Source organism: Methylobacterium oryzae, assembly GCF_021398735.1.
In the GTDB taxonomy this organism is placed as follows: Bacteria; Pseudomonadota; Alphaproteobacteria; order Rhizobiales; family Beijerinckiaceae; genus Methylobacterium.
Genome location: NZ_CP090349.1, coordinates 4,878,723 through 4,894,016 on the forward strand (window position 1 = coordinate 4,878,723; position 15,294 = coordinate 4,894,016).

The following is a 15,294-nucleotide window of genomic DNA, read 5'->3' on the forward strand; positions in this document are numbered from 1 at the left end:
TCGGGCACTGCGGCCTGTCGCCCGCCACGTTTCGGCGAGGAACTGGAGCCGGACGCCGCCGGCCACGACCGACCCGTGCCGGTCGATCGCGCCCTCGCCGCCGCGGTGGTGGAGGTGCTGGAGGGTTTGCTTCTGGGCGGGGTCACAGGTGCACCTCCGGGAATCCGAGTCTTGCAGGACCTTCCCTTCGCGTTCCATGAGGCGGTAGGAGGGACTTATGGACAGAGTAGATCCGGTTCGACCCGCACAATTTTGGCGCTTGGTTGCGCTTATGTGTTTGTCGGGGCTGACGATTTTCGCAGGAAAATTGCTGCTTCCCGCGATGATGTGCCCTGTTCCAGCAGACATCCTCACTGAAGAACAGCTGAAACTTACAGCGCCGGGTCCGTTTGGACCTGGAATGACAATGAAATTCTGCTTCGATTTCTGGATAAATAGATATCAAACAATGATCGGCGCCGGCGTGGCGCTTCTCGCGGGATACTTGGCACTGATTGGCGCAAAGGGACAGATCCAGGTCGCGAACAAGCAACTTCCGATGATAGGACAGCAGACCGAGGCAATCAGGGCGGAACAAATATCTAATATTATCGCAGCCACTATCCGGCTTGATGAAAAGATGACGGTCATTTTTGAAAGGCTCAACAAAATATTTTTTATCATGAGAGACATTAATAGCGTAATGAAGGTCGACGGCCCAGTTGCCAATGTTGTCCTCGCTCTGAATATGACTGTAAGTCAAACAGAAGACATAGATCAGAAATTTGATGATATCGATGCGATAATAGATGTAATTACGTCCGATTTCGTCGATCTTTACCAAAAAAGGGCTGCCGCATACGTCAACCCGTCGCTTGAGTATGCCCTTAAAGCATGCACCGATCTGGATCGGAGCTTTTTTTATTATAAAAGTAGTGTTTATTGCATGAAAAAAATATTTCATGGAACAGCAGCGCAGATCACGGCACATTCTTGCAACGCTATGCTTTACGATAGAGAATTTCGTGGATCGAATGATATCGCTATTCCCGCCCGTGTCGAAATGCGTCCATCTGTCGAAAATATGAGGAAACAACTCAGGGCGATAACGGCTAGCATGCTCGATAAATGAAATATTCATGCCGCCACCCCTTCGCCGCTCGCCGGGGCGCGCCGCTTCATGCCGCGGCGCCACTGGGCCCAAATCCGGACGTCGTCGTAGGTCGTGGCGTGCAGGACGCGCCAAGCCTGCCGGAGCTGGTCGAGGGAGAGGTGTGCGAGAAGCCCTTCCTGGTCAGCCATATCGAGATGGTCCGCGAGGAAGGCGCGGACGCGGGCCGCGGCCGGGGACTGCTCGGTCGGCGGTGCCTGCCGGACAAGCGGCACGACCACCTGCAGGCAGAGCAACGCGCGGGCGTTGACGGTCGCCTGCCCGGCCGGGAGCCCAACGCAGCCGTCGTCCTTGTCCTGATGAGCCCACGACGCCGGGCACACCGAGCAGGCCCACACCCACGCGTCGGCGATTTCGGGGGTGTGCGCGTCGACGTCGCGGCCGTCGACGAGGGCGCATTCGGTGCCGCAGTCGGCGCAGAAGATTGCGCTCACGCCGCCACCTGCAGGGCAGCCGCCTCACGCTGAAGAGCGTCTTCGAGGGCCTTCGTCGCAGCGCGATGCTCGGCCCAGGCCTGCTCGACCGTGAGCGGCGGGGGCGCCTGGATCTCAGCCGGCCCGTCGTAGAAGGACTCGACCGGCACACCGAGCAGCTCCGCGACCCGCTGGAGGTTGGCGGCGCAGATCCGGTTCTTGCCCTGCTCGTACTTCTGCACCTGCTGGAACGAGATGCCGAGCGCGTCGCCGAGGCTGGTCTGGCTCACCCGCGCCCGCTCCCGGGCGATGCGGATCCGCCCGCCGATCCGGGCATCGAGCTCTGTGCAGCGCTTCGGGCCGGGCGCGGTGGTGGCCTCAGACATCGAACATCTCCGCAATGTCGCGATCGACGGGCAGGCCCATGGCCCGGTTGAGCGTGGCCTCGACGACGAGGTCAGCCATGCTTGGTTCGGGGTCGTGGCCTTGGCGGCGCGCGCGGCGCTCAGCCTCGCGCACGAAGACCGGGTGCTCCGGCACGCAGGCGCGGGCCGCCTTGAGCCCGTGCTTCGCCTTCACGTGCGAGAACAGCGCCTCGCTGCTGGCGAGCGTGCGGGTGCAGTGGGGGCAGCGGAGCGCGGTCATGATCTCGCCACCGCAACCGCTTCGGTCGTTGCTGCGCTGCAACGGACAGGTAACCAAGCGGTCCCTACGCTGGGCATTTCCACCCGGAGGACACGCGCAGCATGGCCAACAAGCACTTCACTCAAGCGTCCACGCACCCGACGGCCGCGATCCGCCTCGGCAGCTTCGACGTGCCGTGCACGGTGTTGTCGTCCAGCGAAGCGACCGCCCACGTGCGCCTGGTCACCGCCGGCGGCATCCCAGAGCACCTGACCTTCATGCGTGATGGCGAGGTCCGGCGCGCCCGTGTCGCTCTGCGCAAGCAGGGCCCGCTTGGCTTGGACCTTTGGCTCGATCTCCAGGTGGCGCAGGACGCTCGCGCGGCCTGAGATAGGCTCACCCACCGCCTCGCACACGAACCGCGCCACCGCCGCGCAACCGCATGCGGCCAGCGGCACCTGAATCGCCCCGGGATTTTCGGAGGCTCCAACTCTTGAGAGACTGGAGCCATGACGAAGCATACCCCACCCTTTTCCCCTGAGGTTCGCGAGCGGGCAGTCCGGCTGGCCCGGGAGCATGAGAGCGAGCACGGTTCGCAATGGGCCGCGATCCAGTCGATCGCGGCCAAAATCGGTTGCTCTGGCGAAACGCTGCGCAAGTGGGTCCGTCAGGCCGAGCGCGACCGGGGCGTGCGGGCCGGACCGACGACGGATGAGCGCGAGCGGATCAAGGCGCTGGAGCGGGAGAACCGCGAGCTCCGGCAGGCCAACGAGATCCTCAGGAAGGCGAGCGCGTATTTTGCCCAGGCGGAGCTCGACCGCCGGTTCCGGTCATGATCGCCTTCATCGACGATCATCGTGCGCTCTACGGGGTCGAGCCGATCTGCAAGGTTCTGCCGATCGCCCCGTCGACGTACCACGCCCATGCCGCGCGACGAGCCGATCCCGGGAGGCTGTCGGCTCGAGCCAAGCGGGACGCGGCACTCATGGTCGAGATCCGGCGCGTGTACGAGGCAAACTTCCGGGTCTACGGCGTGCGCAAGGTCTGGCGGCAGCTCGCCCGCGAAGGGATCATTGTGGCGCGCTGCACGGTGGTCCGGCTGATGCGAACGATGGGCTTGGCTGGCGTCGTCCGGGGGCGGAGGGTTCGCACCACCGTTCCCGATCCGGCGGCGGCCTGCCCGCTCGACCGGGTCAATCGACAGTTCAGGGCCGAATGCCCGAACCGGCTATGGGTGGCGGATTTTACCTACATCGCCACCTGGGGCGGCTTCGTCTATGCGGCCTTCGTGATCGACGTCTTCGCCCGCCGGATCGTGGGCTGGCGTGTGTCGCGCTCGGCCCGGGCCGACTTCGTGCTCGATGCCTTGGAGCAGGCCCTGCACGAGCGCCGCCCCTTCGCCGGCAGCGGCCTCGTCTGTCACTCGGATCGCGGATCGCAATATGTGAGCATCCGCTACACCGAGCGCTTGGCCGAGGCGGGCGTCGAACCCTCCGTCGGCAGTGTTGGCGACTCGTACGATAACGCTCTCGCCGAGACGGTGATCGGCCTGTTCAAGGCGGAGGTCATCCATCGACGCGGGCCGTGGCGGTCCTTTGAGGCGGTCGAGTACGCCACGCTGGAATGGGTGGACTGGTTCAACCACCGTCGGCTGCTCGAACCAATCGGCCACATCCCTCCCGCCGAGGCGGAGGCACGCTATTATGCCCAGGCCGAGGTCCAAGCCTTGGCCGCCTGAGCCAAACCAAACGGCCTCCGGAAAACCCGGGGCGATTCAACCAGCACACCGCCGTCGTCCGGATCGGGGCCGCCCATGTCATCGCCGAAGTCGATGTCGTCGGCCTCGTCGCTCCAGCAATCCGGCTCGGGACAGCCGTCGCAGCCGCACCGGTCGAACTCGTCGCTGCCGCAGCAGTAGTTCCCGCACGCGTTGCACATGGTCAGATGTCCCTCTCAGGCCGATCGGCGCGCGCGGCGCTCTCGGCCTTGAGGGCGCGGTGCGAGGACACGAGGCCCCAGGCGGCCCCGGCCAGGGCGAGACCCGCGGCCAGCCCGATGAAGAAGCCCGGCCAGCACATCAGGCGGCCTGCTCGTCTGCCGGCGCGAAGCCGGGGAAGCCATCGTCGTCGGCGACGTCCGCGCCGGCTGCGATCCGCTCCAGCTCGGCGCCGATCTCGTCGAGGACGCGATCAGCCCGCTCGGGAAGCCCGTCCCGGAACGCCCGCAGCGCATCGCTACCCTTGGCGGCCTCGACCCTGGCCGCGGCGAACATACGCTCGCGCGGACCCGGCTGGCGCGGGGCTTCCTGCTCGTCGCCGGCCGTGCGCGCCTCGTTCCTCGGCCTCTCCGGCGGCGGCGCCCGCTCGTCGGCCAGCGGCTTGACCGTGAATGGCTTGCGGCTCGCCCGGGTCACCGTGAGCGCCATCGTCACCGCCGAGGAGATCCCCGACATGTGGCTGATCCGGATCCCGCCGACGGCCGCGCCGCCGAACTGCACGGCGTCGTCCCGGTAGAGCGTCATGCGCCGGCCGGCATAGGCCTCGCCGTCGCTGCCCCAGATCCGCAGGAGCACGCGGCGCATCGACTTGCCGGGCTTGTAGGGCTTGCCGCCGTCGCCCTCGAAGTAGATGGCGATCGGCTGGTCCGGCTCCTTCATCTTCGACACGCGCGTGACCGTGATGGTGCGCGGGCCGCCGATCAGGTCGTCGGCGTTGAGCTGGTCCGACCGAGGGGCCGTGGTCTGCGAGATGTCGATCACAGGTGCCTCCAGATTTTCTTCGAGCGGATCAGACAGACGGTGGCAGGGCTCACCCCGTGCTCGGCCGCGAGGGATCTCCCGGTGCGCGCGGCCGCCGACCTGATGGCGATCACCGCCGCTTCGCTGAGCTTCGCGTGACCGTGCAGCTCGCCGCGCGGGGTCCGTTCGGGCTTCGTGCTCCGGCCGTGGCGCGGGCCGATCGCGCGCGTGCCGTGGGCTACGCAGTCACGCATGTTCTCGGCGCGCGTCGCCCAACGGAGGTTGTCGGCCCGAGCGTTCGAGCGCGTGCCATCGCCATGGGCGACCTGGTGTCCCGGGGTTGGCGCCGGGCCGTGGAACGCCTCGCAGACGAGGCGATGTACGAGGCGCCGGAAGGTCCGGCCGTCCAGTACGAGGCCGACCGTTGGGTACTGGTGGTTGCCCAGCCAGGGGACCAAGACACGACATGCATGGTTGAGGGCATCCGGCCTGGACCGCCTCACACGCCCGAGGTCGCTGACCTCGTAATCGGGGAAGCCGACGACAGGCATCCAGATCTCGGCCATCACGCCATGATCTCCCGTTCGATGCGCTGGGTCGGGATGGCTCCGGCGGAGGCGACCACGTCGCGGTAGCGGCGCATTGCGTCCCGGAGGCGCTGCTCGAAGTCGCCGGCGGCGGAGAGGATCGCGGCCTGGATCTCATCGTCCGGGTAGGCGCGGATCACCGCGAGCGGCAGGCCGCCGGAATACGAGACGAGGTCACACCAGAGCCGCTCGGAGACGAGGAGACCGGTCTGGATCTGGAGCGCGTAATCCGCGGGGATAGCGCCCTCGGGCACATGCTCGAGGAAGGTCTGGACCTGGTACTTCTGCCGGCGCGACTTGCACTCGACGAGGCCGTCGGTGCCGACCAGCGCGTCGGGTGAGTAGCCGAGCGTGAAGCCCCATCGGTCGTTGGTGATGAAGCCGACGGTCTCGGTCTCGGCGTAGTGCCGCGCGTAGAGGGTGAGCGCCTCGACCTCGTCGTCGCGGCCGCGCAGCATGTCGTCACTGACGTACCGGGGCTCGACGAACCTGGTGATTCGCTGGGCGAGCAGCTCGTAGAGGTGCGCCCGCTCCTTCTCGTTCCTGGCTGCCTTGAGGGTCGGCGTGAGGATCAGCGACATCTCGCTGGCGGTGAGCATCCCGCAGCGGGCGGCGATCCACTCGTCGGTGCCCTGGTAGAGGTCGGCGTGGATGCGCACGGTGGACGGGCGCACCGGGGCGTCGGGGGTGAGCAAAGCCATCGCGCTCACTCCCCTGCCCGCTTGGCCTGGCGCTCCAGCCAGCCGCGGACCTTCGCGTCGTCGGTCTGGACGAGGACGGATTCCCCGCTGTCCCGGGTGAAGGACAGGCCGAACCCAGCGGAGCGGGATGCAAGCGCGATGCGCCGGTCGCTGCCGCCCCGGATTGCCATGATGACGTTGCCGCGGCGCCAGCGGCTTCGGCTCTGGCCGACCTGCACGTGGATGGTCTCGTCCGGCGGCAGCAGAGCGAGCGCCTGCGCGGACGTGAGGCGGAGATCCTCGATTGCAGTCGGGCGGAGCTCCGGGGCGGCAAGCGCCAGGGCCGTTGGCAGCGCCAGGGTGAGGTCGAGATAGCTGACGATGCTCATCGCGCACCCGCCAGCTTCGCTGTGATGCGGCCGGCCGAGATCTCCACCTTCTGGTGAACCTCGGCGATACGGCTGTTGATGCGCTCGAGCTTGTCGAGGTCGTAGGCCTGCCCGGCACCACGCTCGACGGCGCGCTCGACGTGCCACGCCATCATGGCGAGGGACTCGATCAAGCCGTCCAGGCCGGAGATGCTGGCGCCGAGCTCGCCGACGGAGTGGGCCTGATCGAAGGCGGATACCCGCGCGGCGATCTCGTCGACGGTGACGCCCGGCGCCAGACGAACGAGGGGCTGATCCACAGCGACGCTCTCGACGAAGTGCGGGGCGACCTTGGGCAGGTGGCCGATGGCGGCGCGGATGGGGTGCTGAGCGTTCATGCGGCCTCCAGGAACTGCTGGGCCTCGAAATCCGCGATGGCGGCCAGCTCGTCGGCGGCCTCCAGCGCGAGGGAATCGGCGTGTTCCTGGGCGGCGAAACAGGCCTCGGCCCAGCAGTCGAAGTCGTCGCCGAGGGGGCCGTAGGGGCCGCGCAGGGCGTAGCCGGCGGCATGGCCGCGGATCGCGTAGCCGGCGGGGAGGTCGAGGCGCGCCATGGTCAGGCCGCCGCGCCGATGAAGGCGATCGCCGATGCGCCAGTCAGCTCGCCCTCGCGCTGCTTGGCTGCGAAGTAAGCCTCGGCGGCATCGCACAGGCTCTCGCGGGCCCTGTCGACGGTCTGCGGGGCCGTCAGCGGCGCGGGCGTCTCCGGCACGTCGAAGAATGACGCGATGGGCGCGCCGGTGAGCTTCGCGATGATGCTCAGCGCGATCGCGCTGATGCGGTTCGTGCCCTTCTCGTACTTCTGGAGCTGGGCGGCCGAGACGCCGATCTCGGCGGCAACCGTGCGCTGGGTGAGGCGAGCGCGGATCCGGGCAGCGCTGATGCGCGCGCCGATCCGAACGTCGACGTCGGTCGCAGGCTGGCCGGCCATGTCAGCGCCCCCAGCCGAGGGACATGCCGACAGCCGGCACGCCGAACGCGAGGAGGACCGCGCTGACCGCGATCAGGGTGAGGACGAGATCTGCGGGGGCATCGAGCATCTGGGGCTCCATCGGCTCGGTGAGTGGCGATGGGCAGATGATAATGGGCAAATGCCCCCTGTCAACGAGCAAATGGGCAAAAGCCCCATGTGCCCATCGATCGTTGTCCACAGGCCCAGCGAAAATCTGGGGATCGTCGCGCAACTCCGTTCCCGTTTCGTTCTTTTAGGGTCAACCTTGAAGCGAACGGAGCTCGGGGGGTCGGACTTGCCAAGCCTCACCTATTTCGTCGTTCAGCCATTCTGCGATGCCGGCCGCGGGCGGATCGCGCCTGGTGAGCCGCGACGCGTGCATTCACGGCGTGAGGCGGAGCGCATCGTGGAGACACTGCGCGGCGGTCTTGCTGGTGCGCTGGCGTTCTCACGGACGGGCGATCCTGAGGAAGAAGACTGGGCGGACGCAGAGGTCTTCGCCCAGAATGGTTCTGTACCGCTTGAGTTTTTGGAGGGTTCGCTTCCGTGGTAATGGCAAAAAGGAAGCCGGTTGACCCTCGCCTATCTACACCACTTACATCAGCTCCATCGGTCCGAGTGCAGTGCGACGACTGCGGCCACATGGGCTACCTAGATGCAGATCGACTTGCGGACCTTTCGGATAGGGGTTGCATCACGTTCGACGATCTTGGGCGCCGACTGAAATGTCACGACTGCTACGCCGCCGGAGGCCTCGGAAAAAGCATATCGCTCGAAGTGGTCGGCACCGATCTTAGACGTACAGCGAGCCGACGATGACATGTACCGATTTAACCAGGGAGCGATGAAGCTCGATCTCCTCGCCTGGATTGTGCTGCCAGAGCACTAGCTTCGTCGGCGTCAATTTTACGAATTCCTTGATGTAGCCCTCTGGCGCTTCGCCTTCATTCTCCGGGTGTAGCTGGACCACGACGTCGTCGCCCTGGCGCGGCGGCCGGTGGGGATGAACCCAGACCTTCTCACCCGGCTTGAAGCGCGGCCGCATGCTGTCTCCGACGACGTAGGTTGCGTATGCCTCGTCGACGTTCTCAAGCTGAGGCGGACGTGGAATCGTCTCGATCACCTGCCCGTTATAGATGAGCTTGCCGTCGTCTCCCCCGCGTGAGACGCCAAGGACGTCCAATGGTGGCCCATAAGATGGTGCCAGCTCCCGCCGCGACGCATTCGGCTTCATCGTCACGGTCGCGCTGCCCCTCGGCTCGACAGGTCCAGGCTCAGCCGTGCCGAGCAGCCATTCGCTCGATTTGCCGAGTTCGGCGGCGACCTTGAACAGATTTTCCAGCTTGCCGCGGCCTCGCTTGAGGGCGTCGCGGACGTAGGTCTCTCCTAGGCCAGCGGCCAAGGACAGCTCCTTCATCTCGCGACCCTGCGCCTGCATCTCGTCTTCGAGGCGACGGCGAACTGCGTTCTCGATCATAGTGGGAGACTGCCCACCGTTCTGCCCATCGCCAATATGGCAGATGCCCATTGACTTGATGGGCAAATGCCCTTTATCTCGCCTGCCATGAGCGAGACCAGCCAGCTTCTCCGCGAGATCGAGTGCTTCATCCGCGATGCGCGGATGGCAGCAAGCACGTTCGGCCGGAAGGCCGTAAACGACGGCAAGCTGGTCAGTCGCCTCCAAGCCGGGAGCACGGTGACGCTGGAGAAGGCGTCGCGCATCCGAGCGTACATGCGCGACAACCCGCCCTCAGCCTCCCCGGTCGAGGAAGCGGCCGCGTAATGCGCCGCGCCCTCCTCCTCGCCGCGACGCTCGCCCTGGCCGGCTGCGAGGCCGACGCGATCGCCGCGCGCGCCACGCTGAAGGATCTCGGCTTTCACGGCATCGCCGTCGAGCGGGCGCCGTTGTTCGGACGGCCCTGCGGTTGGGGCGAGCCCTTCGCGGTACGCTTCCGGGCGACGCGCGAGGACGGCTCGGCCGTCGCCGGCACGCTTTGCTCGGCCGACGAGGCAACCGAAGACGCGCGCCTCCTCCCGGATGCGGAGGCCCGGAGCTGATGCTCGCGGCACTGGTCTTCCTCCTCAAGCTAATGGTCGTGGCCTCTGCCGGCGTGGCCGCCGGTAGCCTGCTTGGCTTCCGGCCGATCATCGCGGCGATCACCGTGCTGCCGGCCCTGCTGATCGGCTGTCGCGCCCTGGCGGTGCTGTGATGGCCGCCCCTCGCCTTTCGCCGCGTGCCCCTGCCGTCGCCAGCGTCGAGGCTGCGGCCTCGGTGGCGGTCTCCTGCCAGGAGCCCAACGTGACCGATGCGAAGAACCTACTGGCCCTTGGCTGCGCCTGCCGCCGCGCTGCGGGCGCGTTCGCGATCCTGGCGTCGAGTCTCGCCAACGAGGTCGAGCGCGGCGAGCAGCCGGACACCGGCGCGCCGGCCGAGATGGCGCAGCAGGCCCTCGACCTGGAGCGCGCCGCGCAGCACCTCCAAGCCCAAGCCCAGGATTCCGAGTTGCTGGCGCTCCTCCCGCACCGGGAACGCTTCGCTGATCTTCTGCGCATGGCCCAGGCCATGGACCGCGGGCTGGTGTTTGTGCCGGTCGAGCCCGTCGCCGCGGACCAATCTGAGCGACCGGTGGATGTTGTCGTTGTCGGCCAGGACAACACCGCCTCGCTTCGCGAGCGCATGGGCCGTGGTCTGGCGCGTCTTCGGAGGCGCGCCTGAGATGTTGTTTCCGATCGCCATGGCCGGGTCTACCGTTCTCTTCCGCGAGAACTGTAACGCGCCGGCCCTGCCGTCGTCTTTACTGGCTGTCGCGTGCCTGTGCACAGCTTCCCCCCATCGCAGCGGTCGCAGGCTCACGCCTCCCGCCGGCGAGCGACCCGGCCGAGACCATCGCAATCTCGGACCCTCGGCCGGGTCGTCCCTCTACCTGCGCGCCCGTCCATGCCGCCAAGCCAGCGGTCGCGCTCGTGTGTCTGCGTACTCCGTCAACCTCCCGCATTCGCTGCGCTCCTCGTCGACATCCGCAAGATGTCGCGAAGGAGTGGGCCAGTGGGGACAAAGACTGACCGGAACCGAGCAATGCTGACCGCATCTCAAGCTCGGGACGAGACCTTGCCGAAGCTGTCGGCGCTCGTCCGCCTCGCCCAGTCGAGCATGGGCTCGAAGATGGCCGCCTACGACGCGGTTGGGCGCCGGATCGGCGCCTCGGGCTCCTGGGTCCGCAAGTTCATGGGGCGCCAGGACACCGGCCTGGACGGGCACGTCCTGCACAACATCCGGGCCGCTTACGAGCGGCTCTGCTCGAACATCGAGGCCGCGGCCGACGCCGCAGAAGCCACCAACGCTCTGCTCCGGGAGGATCTCCATGCGGCTCTTCGGGGAGATCGGGCGGCTCATCCGCGCACACCGGGAGGCACGCCGGCTGCGGGCGCAACTCCGCGCCGTCCAGGACGGGCGGCCGCATCGGCACTGGTCGTTCCGGATGCTCGCCCGCGTGTGCCGGGCCTGCCGGGTGCGGGTGATCTGACGGACCTGCCGCTGTGGCGGGCCGTGAGCGAAGAGGAGTGACCATGGGCATGGGTCGCAAGGGCGAAGACGGCGACACCGCTTCGGAAGATCAGACGGTGGTCGGCCCTGCCACGTTCGGTCTCGATTTCGGCGACGCGCTCCGTGCGCTGAAACGAGGCGAGCGCGTCTGCCGGGCTGGATGGAACGGCAAGAGCATGTGGCTGGCGAAGACGCCCGGCTCGATCGTGCCGGCCACCGCAGCCTCTCGGACTGGCGCTCTCCTCGCCTACGTCGAGGCCGAAAGCGTCGAGGAGGTTCGCATCCTCCCGCACATCGACATGCGCGCCGCCGACGGCAGTCTCGTGATCGGCTGGCTCGCCTCCCAGACGGACATGCTCGCCGAGGACTGGATGATCGTCCCGGCCGACGCTGCCTGACCCCGAAAACAGAACCGCCCGGCCTGCTGTGGGAGCGGATGCCGGGCGGTCTGAACCGAATGGGCGTAGTGCCCATCCATGGAGAGAGCAATGGAAGCCACAACAGACGCGGTCGCGCAAGCCGAAGCCGCTGTAGAGCTCGGCATCGAGACCTTGCGGGGCGACATCCGCGACCGGATCCTCGACAACATCTGCCGGCAGATGCCGTGCTGGACCAAGATGTCCGAGCACGAGCAGCGGCTGATGATCGGCCGCTGCGACGAGGTCGCCGGGAAGACGGTGCGCGAGGCCATCAAGGTCGTCGCGCATCAGGGCTTCGACCACTTGGTGGTCTCGACCGGCAAGTGGACCGTGAAGGACGGCATCAAGCTCGAGGTCGGCGCCTCGGGCTCGGTCGACGACATCACGAAGCTGGCCGAGCACGGCGCGAAGCCGGCAGTCCTCGTCCTGGCCGAGCCGAGCGTCTTCTTCGGCCAGCGCGCAGACGCGGTCGCGGACAAGGACCAGCCCGACCTGCCGATCGACGAGGGCGATGAGGCCGAGGACGGCGACGAGGAGGCTGAGGAGACCGAGGCCGACCGCTCGCCTGTGCCGGAGCCGCCGGCCCGGGAGACCCGGTCGCGCCGCACGCGCGAACCCGCGGACGCTTGAGCCTGGAGGCGCGCGGTGTCCGAGACCGTCATCATTCGCCTGCCGGGTGCCCCTCGCGGGAAGGGCCGGCACCGCGCGCAGCTCGTCCATCGGGGAGGCGTGGCGCGGATCCACTCCCATCCCGACCAGAAGACCAAGGCGTACGAGAGCGCCCTGCGCTTGGCGGCCGGTGCCGTCATGAGCGGGCGCGTCCTCCTCTCCGGGCCACTGGAGGTCCGGATCTTCGCTACCATGCCGATCCCGGCGAGCTGGTCGAAGCGAAAGCGGCGTGACGCCATCGAGCGCCGCCTGCGGCCCACGACCAAGCCCGACTGGGACAACATCGCCAAGGTCATCGACGCGCTGAACCATGTCGTCTGGGCCGACGACGCGTCCGTGGTCGATGGCCTTGTCCGCAAGTTCTACGGCGAGATGCCCGAGCTGGTGATCCAGGTCACGGCGCTGGAGCCGCAAGCCGTTGGGGCGGCGGCATGACATGGGTGCTCATCTTCTCGGGCCGCGAGCTGTTCCGCGGCACCTATCGCGGCGCGCTCGACGCGGCCGAATCCATGCGCCTCTGCGAGCGCTCCTTCCATCCGGACGGGACGGAGCTGGCGCCGCGCCAGGATCGCGGCGTGATGCTGGTGCTCGCGCGGATGGTCCCGGCCTTCCGACGGAGGGCTGCAGCGTGAGCCACCGCGAGAACAAGGCGCACGCGCTCTCGGAGCGCGGGAACGACCTCTACGAGACGCCGGCCGCGGCCGTGCGCGCGCTGCTGGCTGTCGAGTGGCTGCCGCAGCGGATCTGGGAGCCGGCCTGTGGTCCCGGCGCCATAGTGCGCGAACTGGCCGCTGCCGGGCATGACGTTCTGCCCACCGACCTCGTCGACTACGGCTGGGAGGGGCAGGAGGCCGGCTTTGACTTCCTGAAGTATGAGCGGGCGCCCCACGGCATCGACTGCATCGTCACGAACCCGCCCTACAAGGACGCCCGCGCCTTCGTGGAGCAAGCCGTGCGGCTCTGCCCGCGCGTGATGATGCTGCTGCGCTTCTCGTTCTACGAGAGCATCTCGCGCGGCTCCATCCTCGACACCGGCACGCTGGCCCGGGTGCATTGCTTCCGGAAACGCCTGCCGATGATGCACCGGCACGGCTGGGAGGGACCCAAGGCCTCCTCGAACATGGCGTTCGCCTGGTTCGTCTGGGACGTCTCCCACCACGGTCCGACGCAGCTCGGCCGCCTGTCCTGGGAAGATTTCACCGACGAGGCCGGCGCCGATCCTGTCCTCATGGCGGCGGAATAGGCGATGGCGATCCGTTCAGAAGCCCTTCGCGCGCTCGTCGCGGCCGGGGCCTCGGCCGAGATGCTGCTCGCGGTGATCGAGGCGGACGAGAAGGCTACGGCTGCCGAGGTCGATGCCAAGACCGAGAAGCGCCGCGCCCAGACCGCCGCCCGAGTGCGCCGGCACCGTGAAACGCACCGTAACGCTGGTAACGGCGGTAACGCGTTACCCCCCGTCCCCTCCCCGGATGGTCCGCCCCCTCCTCCTGCACCTCCACCCCCACCCCTTAACCCCTCCCCGACCCCCGGTTCCGACCCTGACGGGTCGGCCGACGATGTCGGGCAGGCTGGCGGCGCTGGTGCGACCGAACAGGCTCGAGCCTTCCGCCGGGAGCTGCTGACCCGGGGCGCCGCGCTGATCTGCGCCAACACTGGCCGGTCCCAACGCTCCGCCCTCGCCCTGATCGGCCACTGGCTGGCGATCGCCCAGGACGAGGCGGTGGTGGTGCTCGGGCTGATCGAGGACGCCGACGGCCGCGAGCTGGCCGACTTCTCGAGCTGGGTCGACCGGCGCCTCCAAGCCCGCCGCGAAGCGATGGGTCGGCGCCCAGACCGCGGCCGCCCTGCCCAGCCCGCGCCTACCGGCCTCGCCGCCCGCCTCATCCGCCAACGTGCCGAATCCCTGACGGGAGCCTACGATGTCGAACCGCCTTCCATCGACGCAAACGACCCCGATGCCGGCCCAAGTCGAGGCGAGGATCTCGGCACTGCATGGCAGGCTGGAGGCGCATCCCGTCCTTCCGACCCGCTGCTGCGTGCGGCGGGACAGGGCGGTCTCGACCACCGAGCGGCAGCAGCTCTGCGTGCTCGCCGAGCGGCTTAGGGCCGAGCTGACGGCAGCCTCGAATCCCCGCCACGTCGACACGGTCGTGACCCGGGTGCTGCTGGGATTTGAGCAGGGCCGCGGGCGCGGCGACGACGAGAACGAGGTGCTCGTCGCGGAGTACGTCTCGGCGCTGAAGGACCTCCCCTTGGCCGCGATTCACGAGGCGGCCGAGCGCTTCCGGAACGGCAAGACGCTGCGGCCCTGGGTGAAGCGCTGGCGGCCCTCCCCGGCCGAGTTCGCCGACGAGGCGCGCGAGGGCCTGATCCCGCTCCGGACTCAGCTCCTGCACATCCGGCGCGTGCTCGACGCCGAGATCTACGACGTGCCGACGCCGGAGCAGCGCGCGGAGGTCGCGAAGGCGGCCGAGGCGCACCTGCAGCGCATGCGGCAGGCCGAGCCCCAGCCCGAGCGCCGTCGTGCCGAGACGCCGGCCGAGATCGCCCGGGCGCAGCGGGCGAAGTTGGACGAGGACCTTGCCCGGCTCCGCGCGACGGGCCACGGGCCGGACATCGGCAGGCTGATGGCGCGCCTCGACCAGCGGCAGGGCCAGGCGGGAGGCGCACGGTGAGCCGGCGCCCCGATCTCTGGAAGGCCGAGCTTCTGTGGTCGTGTGTCGACTTAGAATGTCAGGCAGCGGTCGAAGCGATGGCTATCATGCCTGCGAGCCTTGATGCGGTGCAGTAGCCATCTGCTCCAACGCAGGCCACCAACTCGCACCTGTTTGGCAATCGAGCCGCGTGAGGAGCGTCGGCGTCGCCGGCACGTATGATGGTAGAGCGAATTCCTGAATCCGTCCCACTGGCCTATCCCCCGCTGCATACAATCCGCGGCGTGAAGGCTTGGGCGATCCACCACCTCAACGCTTACAGGCCCGCCCTTCCCCGGAATGCGCTGACCACCGGGGAAGCGCGCCCCAAAGCGGATAGGGAGTTCCGGCGGCTCTTGGACCAGGCGGTGCGCGATCCCGTGCACAGGCGTCAGTTTG

27 protein-coding genes and 1 other annotated feature are annotated in these 15,294 nt (G+C 67.8%); of the genes, 15 read left to right on the forward strand and 12 right to left on the reverse strand.

Annotation, left to right across the window (positions count from 1 at the left end):
• Nucleotides 1–217 precede the first annotated feature (217 nt).
• On the forward strand, nt 218–1,111 hold the full coding sequence (locus LXM90_RS23310; RefSeq protein ID WP_234081074.1) for a hypothetical protein: 894 nt from the start codon (nt 218–220) through the stop codon (nt 1,109–1,111).
• A 5-nt stretch (nt 1,112–1,116) separates the two neighbouring features.
• On the opposite strand, the gene LXM90_RS23315 is transcribed toward LXM90_RS23310, so the two are convergent.
• Genes LXM90_RS23315 through LXM90_RS23325 form a run of 3 tightly spaced genes read right to left on the reverse strand, consistent with a single transcriptional unit; the run spans nt 1,117 to nt 2,208 of the window.
• Nucleotides 1,117–1,584 carry a hypothetical protein gene (locus LXM90_RS23315; RefSeq protein WP_234081075.1) on the reverse strand — a complete coding sequence of 156 codons (468 nt, stop codon included), beginning with the start codon at nt 1,582–1,584 and terminating at the stop codon, nt 1,117–1,119.
• A complete protein-coding gene (locus LXM90_RS23320) occupies nt 1,581–1,949 on the reverse strand; it encodes a helix-turn-helix domain-containing protein (protein WP_234081076.1) in 369 nt (122 codons plus the stop codon). The genes LXM90_RS23315 and LXM90_RS23320 overlap by 4 nt, the downstream gene beginning before the upstream one ends.
• Entirely contained in the window at nt 1,942–2,208 is a 267-nt protein-coding gene (locus LXM90_RS23325) for a hypothetical protein (protein ID WP_234081077.1), read from the reverse strand. Before LXM90_RS23325 ends, LXM90_RS23320 begins: the two co-directional genes overlap by 8 nt.
• A gap of 101 nt (nt 2,209–2,309) precedes the next feature.
• Here LXM90_RS23325 and LXM90_RS23330 point away from each other — a divergent pair, with 101 nt between their 5' ends.
• On the forward strand, nt 2,310–2,576 hold the full coding sequence (locus tag LXM90_RS23330; RefSeq protein WP_234081078.1) for a hypothetical protein: 267 nt from the start codon (nt 2,310–2,312) through the stop codon (nt 2,574–2,576).
• A gap of 120 nt (nt 2,577–2,696) precedes the next feature.
• Nucleotides 2,697–3,925, forward strand: a protein-coding gene (locus tag LXM90_RS23335; RefSeq protein WP_091713013.1) for an IS3 family transposase whose coding sequence is annotated in 2 segments (ribosomal slippage) — nt 2,697–2,985 and nt 2,985–3,925 — 1,230 coding nt in all. Because the reading frame shifts where the segments join, the coding sequence is not laid out codon by codon here.
• Nucleotides 2,978–3,094: a sequence feature (AL1L pseudoknot), on the forward strand. It overlaps the preceding gene by 117 nt.
• Nucleotides 3,926–4,127: 202 nt before the next feature.
• Here LXM90_RS23335 and LXM90_RS23340 read toward each other — a convergent pair.
• The 8 genes from LXM90_RS23340 to LXM90_RS23375 are packed head-to-tail and all read right to left on the reverse strand — an operon-like array spanning nt 4,128 to nt 7,549.
• Nucleotides 4,128–4,265, reverse strand: a complete 138-nt coding sequence (locus LXM90_RS23340) for a hypothetical protein (protein WP_234081079.1) — start codon at nt 4,263–4,265, stop codon at nt 4,128–4,130.
• Entirely contained in the window at nt 4,265–4,945 is a 681-nt protein-coding gene (locus LXM90_RS23345) for a hypothetical protein (protein ID WP_234081080.1), read from the reverse strand. Before LXM90_RS23345 ends, LXM90_RS23340 begins: the two co-directional genes overlap by 1 nt.
• Nucleotides 4,942–5,490, reverse strand: a complete 549-nt coding sequence (locus tag LXM90_RS23350) for an NUMOD4 motif-containing HNH endonuclease (protein ID WP_234081081.1) — start codon at nt 5,488–5,490, stop codon at nt 4,942–4,944. Before LXM90_RS23350 ends, LXM90_RS23345 begins: the two co-directional genes overlap by 4 nt.
• Nucleotides 5,490–6,212 carry a YqaJ viral recombinase family protein gene (locus tag LXM90_RS23355; protein ID WP_234081082.1) on the reverse strand — a complete coding sequence of 241 codons (723 nt, stop codon included), beginning with the start codon at nt 6,210–6,212 and terminating at the stop codon, nt 5,490–5,492. Before LXM90_RS23355 ends, LXM90_RS23350 begins: the two co-directional genes overlap by 1 nt.
• 5 nt (nt 6,213–6,217) lie before the next feature.
• A complete protein-coding gene (locus tag LXM90_RS23360; protein WP_234081083.1) occupies nt 6,218–6,580 on the reverse strand; it encodes a hypothetical protein in 363 nt (120 codons plus the stop codon).
• Nucleotides 6,577–6,957 (reverse strand): hypothetical protein, encoded by a 381-nt coding sequence (locus LXM90_RS23365; RefSeq protein ID WP_234081084.1) that lies wholly within the window; start codon nt 6,955–6,957, stop codon nt 6,577–6,579. The genes LXM90_RS23360 and LXM90_RS23365 overlap by 4 nt, the downstream gene beginning before the upstream one ends.
• Nucleotides 6,954–7,172, reverse strand: coding sequence for a hypothetical protein (locus tag LXM90_RS23370; protein ID WP_234081085.1), 219 nt, complete (start codon nt 7,170–7,172; stop codon nt 6,954–6,956). The genes LXM90_RS23365 and LXM90_RS23370 overlap by 4 nt, the downstream gene beginning before the upstream one ends.
• Nucleotides 7,173–7,174: 2 nt before the next feature.
• Nucleotides 7,175–7,549 (reverse strand): helix-turn-helix domain-containing protein, encoded by a 375-nt coding sequence (locus LXM90_RS23375; RefSeq protein ID WP_234081086.1) that lies wholly within the window; start codon nt 7,547–7,549, stop codon nt 7,175–7,177.
• Nucleotides 7,550–7,709: 160 nt separating this feature from the next.
• Here LXM90_RS23375 and LXM90_RS23380 point away from each other — a divergent pair, with 160 nt between their 5' ends.
• Nucleotides 7,710–8,123: a hypothetical protein gene (locus LXM90_RS23380; protein WP_234081087.1), complete on the forward strand. Its 414-nt coding sequence runs from the start codon at nt 7,710–7,712 to the stop codon at nt 8,121–8,123.
• A 240-nt stretch (nt 8,124–8,363) separates the two neighbouring features.
• Here the strand turns inward: LXM90_RS23380 and LXM90_RS23385 are convergent, their stop codons facing one another.
• Nucleotides 8,364–9,254, reverse strand: coding sequence for a S24 family peptidase (locus tag LXM90_RS23385; protein WP_234081088.1), 891 nt, complete (start codon nt 9,252–9,254; stop codon nt 8,364–8,366).
• Nucleotides 9,255–9,352: 98 nt separating this feature from the next.
• Here LXM90_RS23385 and LXM90_RS23390 point away from each other — a divergent pair, with 98 nt between their 5' ends.
• From LXM90_RS23390 to LXM90_RS23440, 11 genes are all read left to right on the forward strand, one after another.
• Entirely contained in the window at nt 9,353–9,628 is a 276-nt protein-coding gene (locus tag LXM90_RS23390; RefSeq protein WP_234081089.1) for a hypothetical protein, read from the forward strand.
• Entirely contained in the window at nt 9,628–9,780 is a 153-nt protein-coding gene (locus LXM90_RS23395; protein ID WP_234081090.1) for a hypothetical protein, read from the forward strand. Before LXM90_RS23390 ends, LXM90_RS23395 begins: the two co-directional genes overlap by 1 nt.
• An 89-nt stretch (nt 9,781–9,869) precedes the next feature.
• Entirely contained in the window at nt 9,870–10,286 is a 417-nt protein-coding gene (locus LXM90_RS23400; RefSeq protein WP_234081091.1) for a hypothetical protein, read from the forward strand.
• A gap of 360 nt (nt 10,287–10,646) precedes the next feature.
• On the forward strand, nt 10,647–11,135 hold the full coding sequence (locus tag LXM90_RS23405; RefSeq protein ID WP_234081092.1) for a hypothetical protein: 489 nt from the start codon (nt 10,647–10,649) through the stop codon (nt 11,133–11,135).
• A 2-nt stretch (nt 11,136–11,137) separates the two neighbouring features.
• Complete coding sequence (locus LXM90_RS23410) at nt 11,138–11,512, forward strand: DUF2829 domain-containing protein (protein WP_234081093.1); 375 nt, start codon at nt 11,138–11,140, stop codon at nt 11,510–11,512.
• Nucleotides 11,513–11,602: 90 nt separating this feature from the next.
• Nucleotides 11,603–12,163, forward strand: coding sequence for a hypothetical protein (locus LXM90_RS23415; protein WP_234081094.1), 561 nt, complete (start codon nt 11,603–11,605; stop codon nt 12,161–12,163).
• 15 nt (nt 12,164–12,178) lie between these two features.
• Nucleotides 12,179–12,637 carry a RusA family crossover junction endodeoxyribonuclease gene (locus LXM90_RS23420; RefSeq protein ID WP_234081095.1) on the forward strand — a complete coding sequence of 153 codons (459 nt, stop codon included), beginning with the start codon at nt 12,179–12,181 and terminating at the stop codon, nt 12,635–12,637.
• A complete protein-coding gene (locus LXM90_RS23425; RefSeq protein WP_234081096.1) occupies nt 12,634–12,834 on the forward strand; it encodes a hypothetical protein in 201 nt (66 codons plus the stop codon). The genes LXM90_RS23420 and LXM90_RS23425 overlap by 4 nt, the downstream gene beginning before the upstream one ends.
• Nucleotides 12,831–13,445, forward strand: a complete 615-nt coding sequence (locus LXM90_RS23430) for a class I SAM-dependent methyltransferase (protein ID WP_234081097.1) — start codon at nt 12,831–12,833, stop codon at nt 13,443–13,445. The genes LXM90_RS23425 and LXM90_RS23430 overlap by 4 nt, the downstream gene beginning before the upstream one ends.
• Before the next feature lie 3 nt (nt 13,446–13,448).
• Nucleotides 13,449–14,306: a hypothetical protein gene (locus LXM90_RS23435; protein ID WP_234081098.1), complete on the forward strand. Its 858-nt coding sequence runs from the start codon at nt 13,449–13,451 to the stop codon at nt 14,304–14,306.
• Complete coding sequence (locus tag LXM90_RS23440; RefSeq protein WP_234081099.1) at nt 14,239–14,877, forward strand: hypothetical protein; 639 nt, start codon at nt 14,239–14,241, stop codon at nt 14,875–14,877. Before LXM90_RS23435 ends, LXM90_RS23440 begins: the two co-directional genes overlap by 68 nt.
• Nucleotides 14,878–15,294: the final 417 nt, after the last annotated feature.

Coding starts and splice junctions, on each gene's coding strand:
- LXM90_RS23310 (WP_234081074.1), top strand. CDS start 218: ATGGACAGAGTAGATCCGGTTCGACCCGCACAATTTTGGCGCTTGGTT.
- LXM90_RS23320 (WP_234081076.1), bottom strand. CDS start 1,949: ATGTCTGAGGCCACCACCGCGCCCGGCCCGAAGCGCTGCACAGAGCTC.
- LXM90_RS23325 (WP_234081077.1), bottom strand. CDS start 2,208: ATGACCGCGCTCCGCTGCCCCCACTGCACCCGCACGCTCGCCAGCAGC.
- LXM90_RS23330 (WP_234081078.1), top strand. CDS start 2,310: ATGGCCAACAAGCACTTCACTCAAGCGTCCACGCACCCGACGGCCGCG.
- LXM90_RS23340 (WP_234081079.1), bottom strand. CDS start 4,265: ATGTGCTGGCCGGGCTTCTTCATCGGGCTGGCCGCGGGTCTCGCCCTG.
- LXM90_RS23350 (WP_234081081.1), bottom strand. CDS start 5,490: ATGGCCGAGATCTGGATGCCTGTCGTCGGCTTCCCCGATTACGAGGTC.
- LXM90_RS23355 (WP_234081082.1), bottom strand. CDS start 6,212: ATGGCTTTGCTCACCCCCGACGCCCCGGTGCGCCCGTCCACCGTGCGC.
- LXM90_RS23360 (WP_234081083.1), bottom strand. CDS start 6,580: ATGAGCATCGTCAGCTATCTCGACCTCACCCTGGCGCTGCCAACGGCC.
- LXM90_RS23365 (WP_234081084.1), bottom strand. CDS start 6,957: ATGAACGCTCAGCACCCCATCCGCGCCGCCATCGGCCACCTGCCCAAG.
- LXM90_RS23370 (WP_234081085.1), bottom strand. CDS start 7,172: ATGGCGCGCCTCGACCTCCCCGCCGGCTACGCGATCCGCGGCCATGCC.
- LXM90_RS23375 (WP_234081086.1), bottom strand. CDS start 7,549: ATGGCCGGCCAGCCTGCGACCGACGTCGACGTTCGGATCGGCGCGCGC.
- LXM90_RS23380 (WP_234081087.1), top strand. CDS start 7,710: ATGCCCCCTGTCAACGAGCAAATGGGCAAAAGCCCCATGTGCCCATCG.
- LXM90_RS23390 (WP_234081089.1), top strand. CDS start 9,353: ATGCGCCGCGCCCTCCTCCTCGCCGCGACGCTCGCCCTGGCCGGCTGC.
- LXM90_RS23395 (WP_234081090.1), top strand. CDS start 9,628: ATGCTCGCGGCACTGGTCTTCCTCCTCAAGCTAATGGTCGTGGCCTCT.
- LXM90_RS23405 (WP_234081092.1), top strand. CDS start 10,647: ATGCTGACCGCATCTCAAGCTCGGGACGAGACCTTGCCGAAGCTGTCG.
- LXM90_RS23410 (WP_234081093.1), top strand. CDS start 11,138: ATGGGCATGGGTCGCAAGGGCGAAGACGGCGACACCGCTTCGGAAGAT.
- LXM90_RS23415 (WP_234081094.1), top strand. CDS start 11,603: ATGGAAGCCACAACAGACGCGGTCGCGCAAGCCGAAGCCGCTGTAGAG.
- LXM90_RS23425 (WP_234081096.1), top strand. CDS start 12,634: ATGACATGGGTGCTCATCTTCTCGGGCCGCGAGCTGTTCCGCGGCACC.
- LXM90_RS23435 (WP_234081098.1), top strand. CDS start 13,449: ATGGCGATCCGTTCAGAAGCCCTTCGCGCGCTCGTCGCGGCCGGGGCC.